Raw genomic sequence first — 18,047 nt, 5'->3', positions numbered from 1 at the left:
GGCACCGGAACAGGTGCTTGAGAAGTCGGAGAGAGCAGCATGGCACGCGGAATTCTGTCTGGGGCGATCTGGGGAGTGGTGTTCTCGGGGGCGGGGCTGGCGGCGATCTCGCTGAACACGCCGCTGCCGGAGCAGGGCGCAATGGTGCCGCCGCCGGTGGGCAATGTGGATAGCAGCCTTCTGGCGGGTGGGCCGGATCCGCAACTTGAAACTGCCGCGCCTGAACCCGTCGCACCAGAGCGAGAGACGCCAGAGCCAGAGACACCTGATCCGTCAAAGCCGCGCGTCGTGGAAACGCCAGAGAGCGATCCGGCCGCGAAACCCGACTTGTCCAAACCGGGTGTCAGACCGCAACCGGAATCCGGGGTGGACCGTCCGGTGGTGCCCGCTGGCACGTTGCCTGCGCCTGCCGACCCGGTGATTGCCGGGGCCGATACCGCACCGCCCGTGCCGCCTCAGGTGGGCCTTGCGCCCGACGCGCCCGAAAGTGCCGCACCAGAGGCATCTGACGCGCCGAGGCTGGCAGGCCGGGACGCGCCGGTCCTGCCGCGTGTGCAGGTGACAGCCCCAGACGCCCCTCGCCCCGAGGCGCAGCCGGTCATCGTCACCGGCCCGGCGCAGCCTCCAGCCCCGGTGGTGCCGGATGTCGATCGCGCTCTGATCGCCGAAAGCGTTGATCCTGCCCCTGTGCCGGACGCGCCGGAGACCCCCTTTGCCCGCGATCCTGACCCAGACGCTGATCCGGTCACGCCGACGCCTGAACCGGCAAGCACGCCACCAGCCGTAGAGAGTGCAACCCCGGTGCCGACACCGTCTCCTACCGGGCCGGTCATCGGCAAACCTGCTACGTCACTGTTTGATCGCTCGCCGGATGCCGCTCCCGATGCGGCACCCGAGGCAGATCCTGATCAGGTTCTGGCGGCAGAGCCCTCCGGCCCGCTGGCGGGCCTGCCCAAAGACAGCCCACTGGTGCGCTTCTCTGCCCCGGTGACGGTGCCCGACGGCGTGCCGCGTATGGCGGTGGTGCTGGTGGATGACGGCAGCGGACCGTTGGGGCCTTCCGGGCTCAAGGCGTTCCCCTTCCCGGTCAGCTTTGCCATCTCGCCCAGCCATCCGGATGCGGTGGCGGCGGCAAAAGGATATCGCGATCTTGGGTTCGAGGTGCTGGTGCTGGGCGACATGCCCGAAGGCGCACTGGCCGCTGACGTCGAGGTGGCGATGGAGGGGTTGATCCGCGCCATCCCCGAGGCGGTTGCCGTGCTGGAGGACCCAGACGGCAGCCTTCAGGACAGCCGCGAGGTGTCGTCACAGGTCGCGGCCTTTCTGCGAGACAGCGGACACGGCCTGATCACGCAGCCCAAAGGGCTGAACACGGCGCAGAAACTGGCGCTCAAGGACGGGGTGCCCTCGGTCACGCTGTTCCGGGATTTCGACGGCGAGGGGCAGGATGCCTCGATGGTGCGGCGCACTCTGGATCAGGCCGCGTTTCGGGCGCGGCAAGAGGGTGGTGTGGTGATGATGGGGCGGCTGCGGGCCGACACAATCTCGGCGCTGGTGCTCTGGGGGTTGCAGGACCGCAGCGACACGATTGCGTTGGTGCCGGCGTCGGTGGTGCTGGCCGAAACACTTGTCGATTAGCGTAAAGGCGTTTGAAAAACTACGTTAAGGCTTTTGCAAAGCCCTTGTTGCCGGTGCGCCCTGTGTTCCCTGAAGCGCCCAGCCTTCCAGCACGCGCGCCAGATCGCCATAGCCGGTGAACCGTCGTTCAAACGCAAGACCCAGTCGCGCGGCCTGTGCCTCAGCCCGTGCCGTCAGATCCGGATCGTCGGTTTGCGCCAGATAGACCAGCTTTTCATAGTTGCCGAAATACATCTCAAGCAGTTGCGGATGCCGGTCGAGGCCAAGGGGCCGCCACACAAAAGCGTCAAATTGCCGACTCAGGAAATCGGTCAGATAGAATGAGGTGACCTCACCGCGCGATTCGAACTCTGCCAGCCCGTCAAAGAATGCGTAGCAATGCGGCCCCGGCACCATCTCGACGCCCATCTCGTCGCAGGCGGCCTGCAACAGCCCGCCGGTGCCACAGTCGGCATAGACGACGCAGATCCGCGCATAATTGGCGCGGTGGCTGTCGACTGCCGCGCGCACCGCATCGGTGATCTTTTCCGGGTGATTGTGCAGGATCGCGGGCAGACAGGCGAGATCCATGTGATCCCAGCCGTTCAGTCGCACAAGGGCTAGGATTTCGCGCGCCAAGGCCCCGCAGGCCAATAACAGCACGCGTCCATTGCCCGCAGGGCGCAGGCCCTGTGCGGTCAAGTTCGCATCGGAGAGGTTGTCAGGTTCGGGTATCGTCATGCGGGACATGCGCCATCGCCCAGCGGGCCAGTAGGGCAACCGCAAGCAGGACAGGAATGACCGTCAGAACCCCGAAGGACGACATGGCCCAGACTGTCACAGCCGCCGCCAGGACAACGGCACACACGAGCAGGGCAAAGGACGTCACGGGCATCAGGATCTCCTTCCGTACCTTTCAATATGGGCCAAAGGTGTAAAAAGAAAAAGCCCCTTTGCATCATCGTGATCGCGCGCCGCCGGTATTGACGCAAGGTCAGGATGCGTCGCGCGCCTGCGCCGGGGACAGCCGAACGGCGGTGCCGTAGGCGACGATTTCCGACGCACCCTTTGCAATGGCCGAGGTCTGGACCCGCATGCAGATGACCGCATCGGCCCCCATCGCTTGTGCTTCTGCCACCATCCGGTCCAGCGCCTGTTCGCGTGCCCCTGCCATCAGCGAGGAATAGCCGGACAGCTCGCCCCCGACGAGAGATTTCAGCGCCGCGACAATGTCGGTGCCGACATGTTTGGCCCGCACTGTTGCGCCACGCACAAGCCCAAGGGTTTCGGTCACGGGCCGCCCCGCCACGGTTTCGGTAGTCACGATCAGCATCAGTGGTTCATCCCGTCATAGTGGTCTTCTTCGGCATTTCCGACGCGTTCGGCGATGACGCGGTACAGGATATACCCCACCAGCGCGGCGGGCAGCAGGGCAAGCGCCGCGAACGGCACATGAAACACCGCCAGCAGCATCGCCGCCAGCCAGAAGGTCGCAACCATGCCCGCAATCACGCAGACAAGGATCAGGACAAGAGTTTCGAGTTTCATGGGCCGGTCCCCCCGGTGATCAGAATAGTCCCGGGGGGTGCCAAAAGAAAGCGACACATGGCCGTTGGCCTTTAGCCCGCTGCCATCTGGTTGTGCTTGCGCGCGATGAACTTCTTGGCGGTCTCCACGGCGACGGCCGCATCGCGGCAATAGGCGTCGGCCCCGATGGCCTTGCCGAATTCCTCGTTCAGCGGCGCGCCACCCACCAGCACGATGTAATCGTCGCGGATGCCCTGTTCCTTCATCGTGTCGATGACGACCTTCATGTAGGGCATGGTGGTGGTCAGCAGCGCCGACATGCCCAGGATGTCGGGCTTGTGCTCTGCCATTGCGCCCAGATAGGCGTCGACGGCGTTGTTGATGCCCAGATCGACAACCTCAAACCCGGCACCCTCCATCATCATCGCCACAAGGTTCTTGCCGATATCGTGGATGTCGCCCTTGACGGTGCCGATCACCATCGACCCCATGCGCGGTGCGCCGGTTTCGGCCAGCAGCGGCTTGAGGATGGACATGCCGCCCTTCATCGCGTTGGCGGCCAGCAGCACCTCAGGCACAAACAAAATCCCGTCGCGGAAATCATTGCCAACGATGGTCATGCCGCCGACAAGCGCCTCTGTCAGGACGCGGTAGGGCGCCCAGCCGCGTTCCAGCAGGATGTTGACGGCCTCCATGATTTCATCCTTGAGACCGTCGTAGAGGTCGTCGAACATCTGTTGGACGAGTTCCTCATCGTCCAGTTCAGAGAGGATGATGTCGTCTTCTTCGTCGGACATGACGTGATTCCCTTGCTTTGGCATGTCTTGGCATGCCGTCGTTTCTTCGACTATTCGTCGTTTTCGTTGAGATTCAATTGGTGGATTGCGACATTGGACGCGGCGGTACCGACCTTGGGCGCCCCGCAGCGGCATATCTTGCGTGTGTTCCCGTTACGTTCTATATTTCCGGCATGTCCTTGCCCAACCGTCCCGTCGACCCTGCCTTGGCCCGTGGCCGAGCCGCGCTCAGCCGCGACTGTGGTCGCTATGAACGGCTGCGGCGTGAGGATGTGCATGATGGCTGGGACTTGCCCGAAGAGGGGACCGTGTTCCGCACCGAGGTCAGCGATGAGGTGCCGCGCACTGTCATCAGCTACGTCCGCTCGCCCGATCTGCCCTTTGACCGGTCGCTCAATCCTTATCGTGGCTGTGAACACGGGTGCATCTACTGTTTTGCCCGTCCGACCCATGCCTGGCTGGGCCTGTCGCCCGGTCTGGATTTCGAGACGCGGCTGGTGGCGCGACCCACAGCCCCGCACGTCTTGGCGCGGGAGCTGCGGGCCAGGAAATACAGCGTCGCGCCGCTGGCCATTGGCACCAACACCGATCCGTATCAGCCGGTCGAGCGGGACCGGGGTATCATGCGCGCCTGTCTTGAGGTGCTGCGTGATTTCCGTCATCCGGTCGCCATCGTGACCAAGGGCGCGCTGATTGAACGCGACATCGATATCCTGTCGGACATGGCCGCGCAGGGGCTGGCGCGGGTGGGAATTTCCATCACCACGTTGGATGAGGGTCTGTCGCGCCGGATGGAGCCGCGCGCGCCGGGGCCGAAACGGCGTCTCCAGATGATCCGCAGACTGGTCGACGCCGGGGTGCCGGTGCGGATCATGGCCTCGCCCATGGTGCCCGCGCTCACCGATCCGGAACTGGAGTCTATCCTGACGGCAGGCGCCGAGGCCGGGGCGACGTCGGCCAGCTGGATCATGCTGCGCCTGCCGCTGGAGGTGGCGGACCTGTGGCAGGACTGGCTGCACGAACACTATCCCGACCGGGCCAACCGCGTGATGAACCACCTGCGCGACATGCACGGCGGAGAGGTCTATTCGTCCAAGTGGTTTGCGCGGATGCGGGGGGAGGGGCCCTATGCCGATCTGATGGCGGCCCGGTTCAAACGTGCCGCGCGGGCGCTGGGGCTGGACCGCGACCAGCCGCCCTTGCGCTGCGACCTGTTCTGCCCGCCACCGCAAAAAGGTGACCAACTCAACCTGTTCTAGGTCGGGTTCGGTGCGGTGCCTTGCGATGTGCGCGATCAGGGTCATGTGGGTCCGTGTTGTGGTGTCCAAAGGCAGCAGGTCAGGTCCGGCGCGATCACCGCGCCGGTTTGGTCAGCAAGTCGTAGGACGATTGCCCCCGCAACAGACGCAGGGGGACGCCTCAGCTGGTGCGCCGACGCTTGTTCTTGCGCTCGCGCGTCGGGCCTTCGCCGTCGGTGCCGTCGCTCTCGGAGGAGAAGCCGCCAAGCGCCTCGGTGATCTGCTCCAGCGTCGGGCGCGGCCCCGGCTCATGGGTTTCCAGCGCAGCGCGCATGGCGCTCAGGTGGTCGGGCATGGTGCCACAGCAGCCGCCAATGATCCGCGCACCGGAATTGCGCGCCATCAGCGCGTATTCGGCCATCAGCGCGGGCGTGCCGTCGTAGTGAATGTGTCCTTCGTGGTACTTCGGGATACCGGCGTTGCCTTTGGCAATGATCGGCCGTTCGGTCCCCTGGGCGACAAAGCCCAGCACCGTGCGCAACAGGTCGGACGCGCCGACGCCACAGTTGGCGCCAAACCCGATCGGCGGGTTCGGCAGCCCTTCGACCATCTTGACCATATCGGCCGAGGTCATGCCCATCATGGTGCGCCCGGCGGTGTCGAAACTCATGGTGCCGCACCACGGCATCCCGGCGTTGGCAAAGGCCTCGGCGGCGGCCATGTATTCCTCTGGGGCCGAGATCGTCTCGACCCAGAGCACATCCGCGCCGCCATCCTTCAGACCGTTTGCGGTCTCTTCGAACATCTCGACCGCGCGTTCATGGCTCAGCGATCCTGCGGCGCCCATGATCTCACCCGTCGGACCCACGGACCCGGCGACGATGACCTCGCGCCCCGAGGCGTCGGCGATCTCACGTCCCAGTTCGGCGGCCAGCTTGGACAGCTCATAGGCGCGGTGCCCGGCGTCATGCAGTTTCAGGCGTGAGGCATTGGCCCCAAAGGAGTTGGTCAGGAACAGGTCGGACCCGGCATCGACCGCGCCACGATACAGGGCGCGGATCTTGTCCGGTTCGTTTTCGTTCCAGAACTCCGGGGCATCACCGGATTGCAGGCCCATGTTGAAAAGATTGGTGCCCGTGGCCCCGTCTGCCAGCAGCCAGTCGCGCTGTGCCAGGGCCCGTGTGAGTGCGTCGGTCATGTGTGTCGCCTTTCCGGAGGTCGCAGCCCGCGTGTTTCATATCCAGACACAGCAGGCAAATTCATAATCATCATCATCTACATGAGGTTGGTTTGAGTCGTTGCCAGGCTTTCGACGTTGTTTTGTCGTTCCGGACACCGCTTGCGCGTCCAGCCCAAAGGCGTCGGGGCAACGTGACCGAGTTGTGAACGCAGGTCTTTCAAGTCAAAAAATCCGTTCCCAGGCGAGCATCCAGACCCAACAGCTGTGCAAGGGACCAGATCCCGGCACGGGGTATGTTGAAAGCCCAAGAGCCGGTTTCCCGCATGACCACCTTGATCTTTTGGTCTGTGCGGCGCCCCGGTATCTGGCTGGCACATACCGATGCAGGTCGTCCGCCCCATTGAAAGGACGCCCAGGCGCGCCAGGCGTGATAGGGTTCGGTCACCAAGAGCAGACTGGCGGTCTGTGGCAGATCAGGCCGGGAAAACAGGACATTCTGCAACGTCGACAGCGAGGTCGTCTCCAGCGTCAGCGCGGTGTCAGGAATGCCTTGATCGCGGGCAATCCGGGCCATGGCAGTTGCGCGACTCTTGTGCATGACGGGATCGCCACCGCCCGTCAGGTGCAGACGGCTGACCAACCCCTTGTTGAACAGACGGACGCCACTGTGGATCCGACCCATTTCATTGTCGCGCACATGCGGCACACCTTCGAGGCCACCGCTCAGAACGACGGCGACGTCATAGTTCTGCGAGACGACCCAGCAATCGCGTGTGAACAGGACCGACCCGACGACCATCGCCAGGCAGAACGCAAGGTAGATCGCCACGGCCTTAAAACACCAAAGCAGGCTGCGTATCATTCCCACTCGATCGTGCCGGGGGGTTTGGAGGTCACGTCATAGGTGACGCGGTTGATGCCCTTGACCTCGTTGATGATGCGGGTTGCGGTTTCACCAAGGAACTCATGGCTGAACGGGTAGTAATCGGCGGTCATGCCGTCCACGGACGTGACCGCGCGCAGGGCGCAGGCAAAGTCATAGGTCCGACCGTCGCCCATAACACCCACGGTGCGCACCGGCAGGATGGCCACAAATGCCTGCCAGATGTCGTCATACAGACCGTGTTTGCGGATCTGGTCGATATAGACCGCGTCCGCCTTGCGCAGTATCTCCAGCTTGTCGCGGGTGATCTCTCCGGGGCAGCGGATCGCCAGACCGGGGCCGGGGAAGGGGTGACGCCCGATAAAGGAGGCGGGCAGCCCCAGCTCATGGCCCAGTGCGCGCACCTCATCCTTGAACAGCTCGCGCAGCGGTTCGACCAGCGTCAGGCCCATCTTTTCTGGCAGCCCGCCGACGTTGTGGTGCGATTTGATGGTGACCGATGGCCCGCCGCTGAACGATACGGATTCGATCACGTCCGGGTACAGCGTCCCCTGCGCAAGGAATCGCGCGCCTTCGATCCCATCGGCGTATTTCTGGAAAACGTCGATGAACAGACGCCCGATGATCTTGCGTTTGGTTTCCGGGTCGGACACGCCGTCCAACTCCCCCAGGAACAGGTCCTGTTCCTCGGCGTGGATCACATGCAGGTTCATGTGGTCGCGGAACATGCCGACGACTTCCTCTGCCTCGTTCAGGCGCAGCAGCCCGTGATCGACAAAGACGCAGGTCAGTTGATCGCCCACGGCCTCATGGATCAGGGCGGCGGCAACAGAGGAATCGACCCCGCCCGACAGGGCGCAGATGACCTTGGCGTCGCCCACCTGATCGCGGATCTTCTGCACCGCCTCTTCGCGGTAGGCCCCCATGGTCCAGTCGCCCTTGAAGCCCGCAGCGCGGACAAAGTTCTCATACAACGTGGCGCCGTTGGGGGTGTGATGCACCTCCGGGTGGAACTGGACCGCATAGAACTGCCGCGCCGGATCGCCGGTGATGGCAAAAGGCGCACCCGGCGAGGTGCCGAAGACCTCAAAGCCGGGGGCAATTTCGGAGACATGGTCGCCGTGGCTCATCCAGACTTGTTCGCGGCCAGTGCCGTCCATGAACCAGCCGGTCAGCATGTCCAGACGCTGATCGCCGGGCTGCACATAGGCGCGGCCAAATTCGGACGTGCCCTCACCAGCGACAACTTTGCCGCCCAGATCCTGCATCATGACTTGCTGGCCATAACAGATGCCCAGAATCGGCACGCCCAGATCGTAGACGGTGCGCGGCGGGCGCGGACTGCCCTCCCGCGTGACCGAATCGGGCCCGCCGGAAAAGATCACCGCCTTCGGAGCGAAATCGCTCAGAAAATCGTCGGTGACATTCTGGTAAGGGTGGATTTCACAATAGACATTCAGCTCACGCAGGCGGCGCGCAATCAGCTGCGTTACCTGGCTGCCAAAGTCGATGATAAGAAGGCGGTCATGCTGGATCTCGGTCATGCCTTCCATTAGGCAGGACCGCCGCAAAGTTCAATGTGGCCCGTGCTCAGGCGGACAGAAAGGCGTCTGTGCCGTCCATCACGGTGGCCCATGCCGGATCCTGAGGCAGTAACATGTGGCTGCGGCTGTCGAGCCGGACAAATTGCGCGCCCGGCAGATGCGCCGCCAGTTTCTGCCCCTGGCTGATCGGGTGGATGGCGTCGCCCGCAGCGTGAAAGATCAGCGCGGGGATTCGCACCTTGGGCAGGTCTGCGCGAATATCGAAACGGTCGATCAGCTTGCGCAGGCTCACAGCGCTTTCCGGGCTGGCGGTGGACAGCTGCATCGTCACCAGTTCGGCACGTTGCGCCCGCGTGGCATCCGGGGCAAACAACGTCGCAAAGGCCTGCATGAAGGGGCTGTCGGCTTTGCCCCATCCGGCGCGGATCATCGCCAGCATGGTCTCCTCGTCAAGGTCTTCGCCGTGTCCCGCGCGGTGTACGCGGCCCTCGACATAGCCGCCCACAACCACCAGCCGCCGCACCCGATCCGGCCATCGCGCGGCAAAGCGGATGGCCACGGGGGCGGCCTGCGAGGCGGCGAACAGGTCAAAGAGGTCCAGCCCCGCTGCATCGGCCACCGCCGCCAGATCCTCGGCAAAGTCGTCGATCCCGGTCAGCGGGGCATCGCGGTCAGACAGGCCGGTGCCGCGCAGGTCATAACGGACCAGCCGCCGACCCTGACCGAGGCGATCTATCAGCGGTCCCCAGATCGCGCTTTGTGTGTCCAGTTCCAGATGCGACAGCCAATGCCCGATCCGCACCAGTGGCGGCCCCTCGCCATGGGCGCTCCAGGCGATGGCGGTGCCATCACGGGACAGCGCATAGGACACCTGGGACGGCAGGACCGCCGGGGCAGGCGCAGGGGGGCTGTCCTGATCCAACTGTGCGACAAAGGCAAAGCCGCGCCGGGGGATGGTGCGCAAGATGGCTTGTTCCTTGCCGGAATCGCCCAGTGCAGTACGCGCCGCGCTGATCCGGGCGCTGATTGTCGCGTCCGAGACGGCAAGCCCCTTCCACACCACCTCGACCAGTTTGTCCTTGGACACGACCGTGCCGCCGGTCTGCGCCATGAAGGCGATCAGGTCAAAGACCTGCGGTTCCACATGCACCTCATCGCCACGGCGCACCAGCGTCCGCCGGTCAAAGTCGATCACACAGGAAGCAAAGCGCAGGATCATCGCCCCAGTGTCGCGTGCATGCGCGGTTTCTCAAAGCGATTTCGCGGCGTCGGGGCCAATGACAAGGAGTTCACAAGACAAAGACAAGAGCGCCTTCAAGCGGGACGGGCGACAAGGTGGAAGGATGGTCACATCGAAACGCCAACCGGAGTGACCGACATGACACGCGATACCCAGACCCTGCGTACCCGCCCTGACGGCTCTATCGATACAGCCTACTACATGGCGCGTGGCCGCCGGATGCGGTCCGAGGCGGCGCATGCGATGGTCCGCCCCGAACGGGACACCCCGCGTCCGCGCCGTGGCCTTGCCCGGTTGTTCGGTGCGGTCCCTGTCTGACGGGGCAGCACCCCGCCAGATGCCCCCGCGTGCCGAAAAAGGCGCCTTTCTGCGGCGCGCGGGGGAGCTAGCCCATGGAATAGGATTTGACGCTGCCGCGTTGACGCCCGCGTTTCACGTCAGACCGCCACGACCAGAACGCCATGCCCGCCGCCGCGCCGACATACAGCACGCCGGCGATGACCAGCAGTTCCCCCGGCACCGGCCCGACATCGGCGCGGGACATGGCATCGTCCCAACTGAGCACCGCCGTCGGATGCACCGCCAGCTTGCCCGCAAAGGCCATGGACTGGATCAGCAAAATCCACAGGTAGTTGGACCGCAAGCGCCGCCCGACAGAGGTCATCATGCTGACGTGATAGGTCGGGGCAAGGTAGTCCTGCGCCAGCGTCTTTTGCCAGTTGTCCTCAAGATGCAGATCGCCGTCATCCAGCATGGGGGCGTAAAAGTGCTTTTCCATCCACCGGCAGCGCGCGCGCCAGACGTTGAAATAGCGATAGCGCCGCGCCTCCAGCATCAAGAACAGCAGGATCAGAACGCCGACCAGAACCAGCGGCAGCGGCGACGAATCCGGTGAGGCAAAGCTGATCGACAGCGCCACCCCCAGCGTCACCACCGCCCAGTTTGTCGTGGTGTCCAGCCGCGTGCGCCAGATCGTGCTGCGGTACACCTCGCCGCGATACAAATGGGCCACGGCGGTGATTTCAGACGAACTGAGCGTCTTGCGCTCTGGCTCTGAGGTTGGTGTGACGGGTGCGGCCTCTCCTCCCATGGGTCTGGCCTCCTTTCTTTTTTCCCACTCTGGCGCGAAGCGACGCTCAGGTCAAAGACGTGGTGAATCCGGCTTGTTATTCCCGGTCGACCGGGGTCCGATGCGGGTGGTGGATCGGAAGAGGATGGAACGAATGCAGGTACTGACGGAATTCGGGCTGGGCACATCGTTGCGCCGGGGCGACTATACAGAGGCGGCGGCGCGGGCGCTGCGTGACGCGTTGTGGAAATCCTCGATCAATGCAGCGGAATGGCTAGGCCGGGACAAGGCGGACATGCGGTTGCAGGTGCAGATTGGGGTGCAGAAACCCGACGCGGTGGATGTGACGGATCTGGCCGGGGTGTTTCCCTATGGCGCGGCAGACATTGCCATCGGCTTTGGCGGGCTGGACATTCCGCGCCCCGAAGGCAGCGGCAATCCGACGATCATGGCCCATGCGGCGATCACAGTGACCTTTCAGGTGGACGCTGCTCAGGAGGATTCGGCATGACCCAACGTCTGATCGTCCAAATGGGCATGGGGGTCGGCGACACGGTGGCACTGGCTGCTGAACGCGCTGTGGCGGATGCGCGGGCGCGCGCGCAGATCCATGTGGACGTGCCATTTACCGTGCGCCTGACACTGGGCGTGCCACAGGCTGCGCAAGTGGATCCCAGCGATCTGGCCCGCGCGTTCGGTACGCCGGATCTGGAGGTGCATGTGGTCGCGGGCGGAATGCAGGTGCCAGGGCCCGCGGGCGATGGGCTGATCGTGGTTGGCGCCGCGATAGAACGGTTTCCGCTGACCGGACTGCCCGCTGGCTGACCTGCGGGCGGCGAATCCACGCGGGTTTCGCATTGCCTGTCGTGCAGTTGGCGTTGCGTGACAGGAATATGTCGCTTTTCCCCGCCAAGCGCCGCAATCGCGCGAAAGCGGTTCGGGCGAAACGAGTAGACACAGGCCACACCCAATCAGGGCGCTTTGCGCGCCCATTCCGGTCGAGGACGACAGATGGCAGACGTGGCAGCGCGCAAACGGACACGGGGCGGCGGCGGGGCCGCCCGCCGGGCAGAGCGGACTTCGGTCCAGGTGGAAACGGCAAAATACATCGAACGCCGAATCCCGAACTTTGAGATCCTTGACGATGCCGCGCTTGAGATGATCGAGGATCACGCCGAGCAGGTGCTTGAGGAAATCGGTGTCAACTTTGTCAACAACCCGGCTGCGCTGGACCGCTGGCGCGCCGCTGGCGCACATGTCGATGGCGAACGGGTGCGCCTGCCGCGCGGTCTGGCCCGTGCATTGATCAAGACGGCCCCGGCGCAATTCACTCAGCACGCGCGCAACCCCGAACGCTCTGTCGAGATCGGCGGCAAGACCCTAGTGCTGGCGCCGGTCTACGGCCCGCCCTTCGTGCGCGATCTGGATGGCGGGCGCCGTTACGCCACGATTGAGGATTTTCGCAAGTTCGTGAAGCTGGGGCAGATGTCGAAATGGCTGCACCACTCGGGCGGCACGGTTTGCGAACCGACCGATGTGCCGGTGAACAAGCGCCATCTGGACATGCTGCTGGCGCATATGACGTTGTCGGACAAACCCTTTATGGGGTCGGTGACGGAACCCAGCCGCGCGCAGGACAGCGTGGACATGTGCAAGATCCTGTTCGGTGAGGAGTTTGCGACCAACAACACGGTCATGACGTCCCTCATCAACGTCAACTCGCCGCTGACCTTTGACGACGTCATGATGGGCGCGCTGGAGGTGTATTCCGCGAACATGCAGGCCTGCATCGTCTCGCCCTTTATCGTGGGCGGCGCGATGGCGCCGGTCTCGGTTGCGGGGACACTGGTACAGGTTCTGGCCGAGGTTCTGGCCGGTGTCGCCTATACGCAATTGGTCCGTCCCGGTGCCCCGGTGATCATGGGGGCCTTTGTGACCTCGATCGACATGAACTCTGGCGCGCCGACATTCGGCACGCCCGAGGCGTCGCAGATCACCTATGGCGCGGGACAATTGGCGCGCCGTCTGAACCTGCCGTTCCGGTCGGCGGGGTCGTTCTGCGGCTCGAAACTGCCCGATGCGCAGGCGGCCTATGAGACCGCCAACTCGCTGAACATGGGGCTGTTGTCCGGCGTGAATTTCATGCTGCACGCCTGCGGCTGGCTCGAAGGCGGATTGGTGTCCTCGTTCGAGAAGTTTGTCATGGATGCCGACCAACTGGGCACGCTGCACAAGATGGCCCAGGGCGTCACCGTCGATGAGGACAACCTGGCCATGGATGCCATTCGTGAGGTCGGGCCGGGCGGTCACTACCTTGGGTGCGCGCACACGCAGGCCAACTTCAAGACCGCGTTCTGGCGCTCTGATCTGCTGGACTACAAACCCTATGAGACCTGGTCCGAAGAAGGCGCGCGGGACACGGTCGCGCTGGCCAGCGCCCGGGTGCAAAAGCTGATCGACACCTATCAGCAGCCGCCGCTTGACCCCGAGATCCACGCGGCATTGCAGGCCTATGTGGCCGAGAAAAAGGCCTCGATGCCCGACGCCTTTTCCTGAGGCGTCGCGCAGCTTGGCAGGAGGAGGCGGCCCTAGTAGGCCGCCTCACGCAGGATGCGGGCCTCACCCATCATCGCGGTCAATACTTCGACATGGCGGCTGACCGAATAGGCCGCGTCGTCCTTGTGGCGCTTGTCGTCCAGATCGGCCTCCATCTCCATCAGGCGCATCAGCGCGGCACCGGACCGGGGCAATGTGCCGTAGCCGATCAGGCGATGCAGATGCGGGTTGCGCCGGTATTCCTGCGCGCCGATCCGGGCGGCACGGATCAGGATACGCGGGCGGCGCAGATCGTTTAGCAATCCAAGAATGTCTTTCATCTCATCGCTCCTCGCTTGATGCGGTTATGGGGCGACTATGCACAGCTTGGGCGGGTGTTGCGTTTGGGGCGGTCGCGGCGAACGCCCGCTTCAGATCTGCTTTAACATTCTCATAAATAGTCAATTTTGCGGTGTTTGTTAACTCAACGGTAACAAGCACACGCCTAGGTTGCGACTATAGCCATTGGGGACAAGTCTGTGGAAAACACCTTTGTAGCGGTCTGCGGCCATGCATGACGTTCGCTCTCTCACCCCGGCAGAGACTCTGCCGAACTGGGTGCCAGAGGCGGCGCGCGTCTATCTTGCGCATACTGAACAGGGGTGCTCGATCAGGGAACTCGCGCGGCAAGCTGGGTGCCACGCGTCGACCGTCCTGCGCCAGGTGCGCAGAATCGAGACCCGCAGGGACGATCCCCTGATAGATGCGGCTTTGTGCAACCTGGGGGCGGCCGGACCGGAAAGTCCGGCGCAAGAGACCAGAAAGGACACGGATCCGATGAACGCTGCCACCACCCCTATGCCGCCGGATGAGTCGACGCTCGTCCGCGAGGCGAGGCGCGTGTTGCGCCGAATGTGCGAAAGCGGCGCGGTTTTGGCCGTGGCGGCCGAAATGGACAAGGCTGTCGTGGTGCGCGACACCGGCGACGGCGGCAACACCCGAACGGCGGTGATTGACGTTGCCGTCGCGCAGGCCATGGCGCTGAAGGACTGGATCGCCTGTGAGGCCCCGGGCCGGATTTCGCGCTATCGCATCACGGCGGCGGGGCGTGCCGCGCTCAACCGTCTGGTGGCCGAACAGGAAAACAAGGTGCGCGGCTTTGCCGAGGCGCAAGCCGGTTTTGACACCGGACGTGCCGCTGAGGCGGCTCTGGATGAGGTCGAACGCGACCCGAGGGCCCGCAAGGGCCGTTACATGTTGGCCGAAAGCCCGCTGACCGCCCTTGGTCGTCGGCGGAGTAAGGATGGCGAACCTTTCCTGTCGGATGTACTGATCGCTGCCGGGGAACGGCTGCGCGAAGATTTCGAACTGGCGCAGATAGGGCCGCGCACGGCACAAAACTGGGATCAGTTCCTGACCGCCGGTGTCACGACCGCGCCGGAATCGGGCGGTGACAGTGGTGCCGCGGCCGCGCAGGACCGGCTACAGTCCGCCTTGCGGGATCTTGGCCCCGGACTGGGCGATGTGGCGCTACACTGTTGCTGTTACCTTGAGGGGCTGGAGACCACCGAACAGCGGCTGGGCTGGTCGGCGCGGTCTGGCAAGATCGTGCTGCGCATCGCTTTGCAACGTCTGCGCCGCCACTACGAAGAACGCGCCAAGGGCGGCGGTGACCTCATCCGCTGAGCGCGGCGCTCTGCATTCACGACAAACCGATGCGGCATGCAGTGCATGGCCCCGGAGTGGCAACATGCCGCTCCGGGGCCAAAGTCTTTGAAACACAAAAGGTTGGTGCAGGGGGACACTCGTTACATTTGGGGATAGGCCGCAGATCCTGCGACCGGGTACACTGGAAACACCCCCTGCATTCCGGTAATAAGGACTAAGCCGTCTGCACATGAGGGGAAAAATCCGTGCGCGATCTCAAAATGCCCGCCGAGCGTCACCCGGAAAAGGCGCATCGCCCCGACAATGCCCAGCCGAAAAAGCCGGACTGGATCAGGGTCAAGGCCCCCGGCGGCGAGGGCTATGCCGCCACCAAACGCATCATGCGCGAACATAACCTGGTCACGGTCTGCGAAGAGGCGGGCTGCCCCAACGCCGGCGAATGCTGGAACCTGGGTCACGCCACCATGATGATCATGGGCGAGATCTGTACCCGTGGTTGTACCTTCTGCAACGTCGCCACTGGCCGCCCCGACACGCTGGATGCGTTTGAACCGGGCCGCGTGGCCGATGCGGTGCAGAAACTGGGGCTGAACCATGTGGTTGTCACCTCGGTGGACCGCGATGATCTGGACGACGGCGGGGCCGAGCATTTTGCCCAGACCATCCGTGCCATTCGCCACCGCGCCCCCGGCACCACCATCGAGATCCTGACACCCGATTTCCTGAAATGCGGCCCCGACGCGCTCGAAGTGGTGGTGGCCGCCAAGCCGGATGTCTTCAACCACAACCTCGAAACCGTGCCCGGCCTGTATCCAGAGGTGCGCCCCGGCGCGCGCTATTTCCATTCCCTGCGGCTGTTGCAACGGGTCAAGGAACTGGACCCCTTGATCTTTACCAAGTCGGGAATCATGGTCGGCCTCGGTGAGGATCGCCAGTCGGTGACGCAGGTCATGGATGACATGCGCGCGGCGGATGTCGATTTTCTGACCGTCGGCCAGTACCTGCAACCGACCTCCAAACATCACCGGGTTGACCGTTTCGTGACACCCGAAGAATTTGCCGCCTATGAGAAAGCCGCCTTTGGCAAGGGGTTCCTGATGGTGTCGGCGACCCCGCTGACCCGGTCGTCCTACCACGCGGGGGATGATTTTGCCCGCCTGCGGGATGCACGTCAGGCCAAACTGGCGCGCATCTGATTCTGCAGGCGCGAACAGCGATCATGAATAAAAAACGCCCGGACACTGTCCGGGCGTTTTTTTGCCTGAAGTACGGCAAGCAAAGGCGCTTTGGGCCGTAACCGGCCCAAAGCGTTGGGCTCAGTCACCAAGCGGCGGCAATGCCTTGATGTAGGCCGCAACCGCGTTGCGATCCTCGGCGGACAAATGGGCAAAATTATCCACGACCTCGGTCATGTGACCGCCCACCGCGTCAAAGGTGGGGGTAAAACCGGATTCCAGATAATAGGCGACATCCTCCGCCGACCAGTCCAGCTTGTCCGGGGTCAGCGGCGGAATGGTGCCTTTGCCGGACGGATTGGGCGCGCCGCCCATCCACCGTGCCTTGTCCAGCGCGCCGACCGGATTGCGCGGGGTATGGCATTCCGCGCAATGGGCCAGCGATTCGACCAGATAACGGCCGCGTTCGTTGCCGTTCGCCTCCATCACATAGTCGTCGGACATGAACAGGAACTTCCATCCGCCAACCGACCGGCGGATGTTGAACGGAAAGCCCACGTCATGCGGTTTGCTGGCAACATCGCTGGCGGGCAGCGTCTGCACATAGGTCCAGAGATCGACCAGATCCTGATCCACCATCTTGGTGTAGGCGGTGTAGGGGAAGGCCGGATAATAGTGCTGCCCCTTGGGATTCACACCCCGCGTCACCGCATTGGCAAACTCTTCGAGCGTCCAACCGCCGATTCCCTGTTGCGGGTGGGACGAGATGTTGGGCGCGTAAAAGGTGCCAAAATCCGATACGAACTCCATCCCGCCGGTCAGCACCAGCTTGTCCTCGGCGCCTTTGGTATGGTGGCAAGAGGCACAGCCCGCGGCGGTGAACACCGTCTCGCCGCGCGCGGCATCGCCGGTCAGACCGTCGAATTTCGCCGCATCGACCCGGTCGGGGGCTGTGACCCACAGGCCGATCCCGGCGCCGACAATCGCCGCCAGGATCACGAGTTTCAGGAATGTGCGCACCAGCCCTTACTCAGGCGCGCGGTAGGTGTCGTGGCACGCCTTGCAGGCTGCGCCAAGCGCACCCATGTTCGGGCCAATCGCGTCCTTGCCGGTGCCGGCAACGGCGGCCATGGCGGTAGCGGCTTCGCCGAAACCGGCCCATTTGGCCATCACGTCATCGATATTTTCCCAGATGGCGGGCATGGCGCGGGTGCCGTCAATCGACATCGAATCGGTGCCTTCGGGCCACAGGGCGGGCTGCGAGACCATGGACACGGCCACCAGAGAATCGGCAGCGGCCTGCGCCGCGTCGGCATCATAATCCACGGTACCGCGGGCCATACCGCCAAGGATGCCGAGGTTCAGCGCCATAATGTTGAACTGACCCTGCCGCGCCTTGACGGCCTGCGGCAGCTCTTGGGCGAAGGTGGGGGTAGCAAAAACGGCCAGTGCGGCCAATGCGACAAACGAGGATTTCATGGGTATCTCCCTGTGTTGAATACCTGCAGCATAATATCGCAGGCGATTGTGACAATCACATTCTTGTTTCGACGATCTTCCGGTGTCTGTGCAAG

At 63.8% G+C, this 18,047-nt stretch carries 21 protein-coding genes; 8 read left to right on the top strand and 13 right to left on the bottom strand.

Going from position 1 to position 18,047, the window contains the following annotated elements:
• Positions 1-39: 39 nt before the first annotated feature.
• The gene (locus CHB90_RS00930; protein WP_089275936.1) at positions 40-1,638 is read left to right on the top strand and encodes a divergent polysaccharide deacetylase family protein; all 1,599 of its coding nucleotides are present in this window, start codon (positions 40-42) and stop codon (positions 1,636-1,638) included.
• Between the two features lie 24 nt (positions 1,639-1,662).
• Here the strand turns inward: CHB90_RS00930 and CHB90_RS00925 are convergent, their stop codons facing one another.
• The 5 genes from CHB90_RS00925 to CHB90_RS00910 form a co-directional block, all read right to left on the bottom strand.
• The gene (locus CHB90_RS00925; RefSeq protein ID WP_089275935.1) at positions 1,663-2,358 is read right to left on the bottom strand and encodes a DUF1638 domain-containing protein; all 696 of its coding nucleotides are present in this window, start codon (positions 2,356-2,358) and stop codon (positions 1,663-1,665) included.
• Entirely contained in the window at positions 2,339-2,512 is a 174-nt protein-coding gene (locus tag CHB90_RS26445) for a hypothetical protein (protein WP_170940952.1), read from the bottom strand. The genes CHB90_RS00925 and CHB90_RS26445 overlap by 20 nt, the downstream gene beginning before the upstream one ends.
• Before the next feature lie 99 nt (positions 2,513-2,611).
• The gene (locus CHB90_RS00920) at positions 2,612-2,950 is read right to left on the bottom strand and encodes a YbjQ family protein (RefSeq protein WP_089275934.1); all 339 of its coding nucleotides are present in this window, start codon (positions 2,948-2,950) and stop codon (positions 2,612-2,614) included.
• The gene (locus CHB90_RS00915; protein ID WP_089275933.1) at positions 2,950-3,165 is read right to left on the bottom strand and encodes a hypothetical protein; all 216 of its coding nucleotides are present in this window, start codon (positions 3,163-3,165) and stop codon (positions 2,950-2,952) included. The genes CHB90_RS00920 and CHB90_RS00915 overlap by 1 nt, the downstream gene beginning before the upstream one ends.
• A gap of 71 nt (positions 3,166-3,236) precedes the next feature.
• Complete coding sequence (locus tag CHB90_RS00910; RefSeq protein WP_089275932.1) at positions 3,237-3,941, bottom strand: corrinoid protein; 705 nt, start codon at positions 3,939-3,941, stop codon at positions 3,237-3,239.
• A 173-nt stretch (positions 3,942-4,114) separates the two neighbouring features.
• On the opposite strand from CHB90_RS00910, the gene CHB90_RS00905 reads away from it, so the two are divergent.
• Entirely contained in the window at positions 4,115-5,200 is a 1,086-nt protein-coding gene (locus CHB90_RS00905) for a PA0069 family radical SAM protein (protein WP_089276010.1), read from the top strand.
• Positions 5,201-5,360: 160 nt separating this feature from the next.
• Here CHB90_RS00905 and bmt read toward each other — a convergent pair whose 3' ends face one another.
• The 4 genes from bmt to CHB90_RS00885 all read right to left on the bottom strand — a co-directional run bounded on the left by bmt (position 5,361) and on the right by CHB90_RS00885 (position 10,005).
• Positions 5,361-6,377, bottom strand: a complete 1,017-nt coding sequence (bmt, locus tag CHB90_RS00900; RefSeq protein WP_089275931.1) for a betaine--homocysteine S-methyltransferase — start codon at positions 6,375-6,377, stop codon at positions 5,361-5,363.
• A gap of 199 nt (positions 6,378-6,576) precedes the next feature.
• The gene (locus tag CHB90_RS00895; RefSeq protein ID WP_089275930.1) at positions 6,577-7,221 is read right to left on the bottom strand and encodes a YdcF family protein; all 645 of its coding nucleotides are present in this window, start codon (positions 7,219-7,221) and stop codon (positions 6,577-6,579) included.
• Positions 7,218-8,786: a glutamine-hydrolyzing GMP synthase gene (guaA, locus tag CHB90_RS00890; RefSeq protein WP_089276009.1), complete on the bottom strand. Its 1,569-nt coding sequence runs from the start codon at positions 8,784-8,786 to the stop codon at positions 7,218-7,220. The genes CHB90_RS00895 and guaA overlap by 4 nt, the downstream gene beginning before the upstream one ends.
• Positions 8,787-8,832: 46 nt before the next feature.
• On the bottom strand, positions 8,833-10,005 hold the full coding sequence (locus tag CHB90_RS00885) for an alpha/beta hydrolase (RefSeq protein ID WP_089275929.1): 1,173 nt from the start codon (positions 10,003-10,005) through the stop codon (positions 8,833-8,835).
• Between the two features lie 159 nt (positions 10,006-10,164).
• Between CHB90_RS00885 and CHB90_RS00880 the strand changes: the two genes are divergently transcribed.
• Positions 10,165-10,344: a hypothetical protein gene (locus CHB90_RS00880; protein WP_089275928.1), complete on the top strand. Its 180-nt coding sequence runs from the start codon at positions 10,165-10,167 to the stop codon at positions 10,342-10,344.
• Positions 10,345-10,411: 67 nt separating this feature from the next.
• Here CHB90_RS00880 and CHB90_RS00875 read toward each other — a convergent pair whose 3' ends face one another.
• Positions 10,412-11,116 carry a DUF2270 domain-containing protein gene (locus tag CHB90_RS00875; protein WP_089275927.1) on the bottom strand — a complete coding sequence of 235 codons (705 nt, stop codon included), beginning with the start codon at positions 11,114-11,116 and terminating at the stop codon, positions 10,412-10,414.
• Positions 11,117-11,249: 133 nt separating this feature from the next.
• Here CHB90_RS00875 and CHB90_RS00870 point away from each other — a divergent pair, with 133 nt between their 5' ends.
• The 3 genes from CHB90_RS00870 (at position 11,250) to CHB90_RS00860 (ending at position 13,651) form a co-directional block, all read left to right on the top strand.
• Positions 11,250-11,606 carry a Lin0512 family protein gene (locus tag CHB90_RS00870; protein WP_342744928.1) on the top strand — a complete coding sequence of 119 codons (357 nt, stop codon included), beginning with the start codon at positions 11,250-11,252 and terminating at the stop codon, positions 11,604-11,606.
• Complete coding sequence (locus tag CHB90_RS00865; protein ID WP_089275925.1) at positions 11,603-11,920, top strand: Lin0512 family protein; 318 nt, start codon at positions 11,603-11,605, stop codon at positions 11,918-11,920. The genes CHB90_RS00870 and CHB90_RS00865 overlap by 4 nt, the downstream gene beginning before the upstream one ends.
• Positions 11,921-12,106: 186 nt before the next feature.
• Positions 12,107-13,651 (top strand): trimethylamine methyltransferase family protein, encoded by a 1,545-nt coding sequence (locus CHB90_RS00860; RefSeq protein WP_089275924.1) that lies wholly within the window; start codon positions 12,107-12,109, stop codon positions 13,649-13,651.
• Positions 13,652-13,683: 32 nt separating this feature from the next.
• Here the strand turns inward: CHB90_RS00860 and CHB90_RS00855 are convergent, their stop codons facing one another.
• Positions 13,684-13,971: a DUF6477 family protein gene (locus CHB90_RS00855; RefSeq protein WP_089275923.1), complete on the bottom strand. Its 288-nt coding sequence runs from the start codon at positions 13,969-13,971 to the stop codon at positions 13,684-13,686.
• A 229-nt stretch (positions 13,972-14,200) separates the two neighbouring features.
• On the opposite strand from CHB90_RS00855, the gene CHB90_RS00850 reads away from it, so the two are divergent.
• Both CHB90_RS00850 and lipA read left to right on the top strand, forming a co-directional pair.
• A complete protein-coding gene (locus CHB90_RS00850) occupies positions 14,201-15,316 on the top strand; it encodes a DUF6456 domain-containing protein (RefSeq protein WP_089275922.1) in 1,116 nt (371 codons plus the stop codon).
• 227 nt (positions 15,317-15,543) lie between these two features.
• Entirely contained in the window at positions 15,544-16,494 is a 951-nt protein-coding gene (lipA, locus tag CHB90_RS00845; RefSeq protein ID WP_089275921.1) for a lipoyl synthase, read from the top strand.
• 120 nt (positions 16,495-16,614) lie between these two features.
• Here the strand turns inward: lipA and CHB90_RS00840 are convergent, their stop codons facing one another.
• Both CHB90_RS00840 and CHB90_RS00835 read right to left on the bottom strand, forming a co-directional pair.
• Positions 16,615-17,493, bottom strand: coding sequence for a cytochrome c (locus CHB90_RS00840; RefSeq protein WP_089275920.1), 879 nt, complete (start codon positions 17,491-17,493; stop codon positions 16,615-16,617).
• Between the two features lie 6 nt (positions 17,494-17,499).
• The gene (locus CHB90_RS00835) at positions 17,500-17,952 is read right to left on the bottom strand and encodes a c-type cytochrome (RefSeq protein ID WP_089276007.1); all 453 of its coding nucleotides are present in this window, start codon (positions 17,950-17,952) and stop codon (positions 17,500-17,502) included.
• Positions 17,953-18,047: the final 95 nt, after the last annotated feature.

Origin of the sequence: Antarctobacter heliothermus, assembly GCF_900188425.1 — a bacterium.
GTDB classification, from domain to species: Bacteria; Pseudomonadota; Alphaproteobacteria; order Rhodobacterales; family Rhodobacteraceae; genus Antarctobacter; species Antarctobacter heliothermus.
Note: the sequence above shows the minus strand (reverse complement) of the source record. Positions and strands in the feature narration are given on the sequence as shown.

Bases quoted from the DNA above. Each gene is read 5' to 3' on its own strand.
- CHB90_RS00860 (WP_089275924.1), top strand. From the start codon at position 12,107: ATGGCAGACGTGGCAGCGCGCAAACGGACACGGGGCGGCGGCGGGGCC.
- CHB90_RS00885 (WP_089275929.1), bottom strand. From the start codon at position 10,005: ATGATCCTGCGCTTTGCTTCCTGTGTGATCGACTTTGACCGGCGGACG.
- CHB90_RS00910 (WP_089275932.1), bottom strand. From the start codon at position 3,941: ATGTCCGACGAAGAAGACGACATCATCCTCTCTGAACTGGACGATGAG.
- CHB90_RS00880 (WP_089275928.1), top strand. From the start codon at position 10,165: ATGACACGCGATACCCAGACCCTGCGTACCCGCCCTGACGGCTCTATC.
- CHB90_RS00925 (WP_089275935.1), bottom strand. From the start codon at position 2,358: ATGACGATACCCGAACCTGACAACCTCTCCGATGCGAACTTGACCGCA.
- guaA (WP_089276009.1), bottom strand. From the start codon at position 8,786: ATGACCGAGATCCAGCATGACCGCCTTCTTATCATCGACTTTGGCAGC.
- CHB90_RS00850 (WP_089275922.1), top strand. From the start codon at position 14,201: ATGCATGACGTTCGCTCTCTCACCCCGGCAGAGACTCTGCCGAACTGG.
- CHB90_RS00875 (WP_089275927.1), bottom strand. From the start codon at position 11,116: ATGGGAGGAGAGGCCGCACCCGTCACACCAACCTCAGAGCCAGAGCGC.
- CHB90_RS00905 (WP_089276010.1), top strand. From the start codon at position 4,115: ATGTCCTTGCCCAACCGTCCCGTCGACCCTGCCTTGGCCCGTGGCCGA.
- CHB90_RS00915 (WP_089275933.1), bottom strand. From the start codon at position 3,165: ATGAAACTCGAAACTCTTGTCCTGATCCTTGTCTGCGTGATTGCGGGC.
- bmt (WP_089275931.1), bottom strand. From the start codon at position 6,377: ATGACCGACGCACTCACACGGGCCCTGGCACAGCGCGACTGGCTGCTG.
- CHB90_RS00930 (WP_089275936.1), top strand. From the start codon at position 40: ATGGCACGCGGAATTCTGTCTGGGGCGATCTGGGGAGTGGTGTTCTCG.
- CHB90_RS00835 (WP_089276007.1), bottom strand. From the start codon at position 17,952: ATGAAATCCTCGTTTGTCGCATTGGCCGCACTGGCCGTTTTTGCTACC.
- CHB90_RS00895 (WP_089275930.1), bottom strand. From the start codon at position 7,221: ATGATACGCAGCCTGCTTTGGTGTTTTAAGGCCGTGGCGATCTACCTT.
- CHB90_RS00870 (WP_342744928.1), top strand. From the start codon at position 11,250: ATGCAGGTACTGACGGAATTCGGGCTGGGCACATCGTTGCGCCGGGGC.
- CHB90_RS26445 (WP_170940952.1), bottom strand. From the start codon at position 2,512: ATGCCCGTGACGTCCTTTGCCCTGCTCGTGTGTGCCGTTGTCCTGGCG.
- CHB90_RS00920 (WP_089275934.1), bottom strand. From the start codon at position 2,950: ATGCTGATCGTGACTACCGAAACCGTGGCGGGGCGGCCCGTGACCGAA.
- CHB90_RS00855 (WP_089275923.1), bottom strand. From the start codon at position 13,971: ATGAAAGACATTCTTGGATTGCTAAACGATCTGCGCCGCCCGCGTATC.
- CHB90_RS00865 (WP_089275925.1), top strand. From the start codon at position 11,603: ATGACCCAACGTCTGATCGTCCAAATGGGCATGGGGGTCGGCGACACG.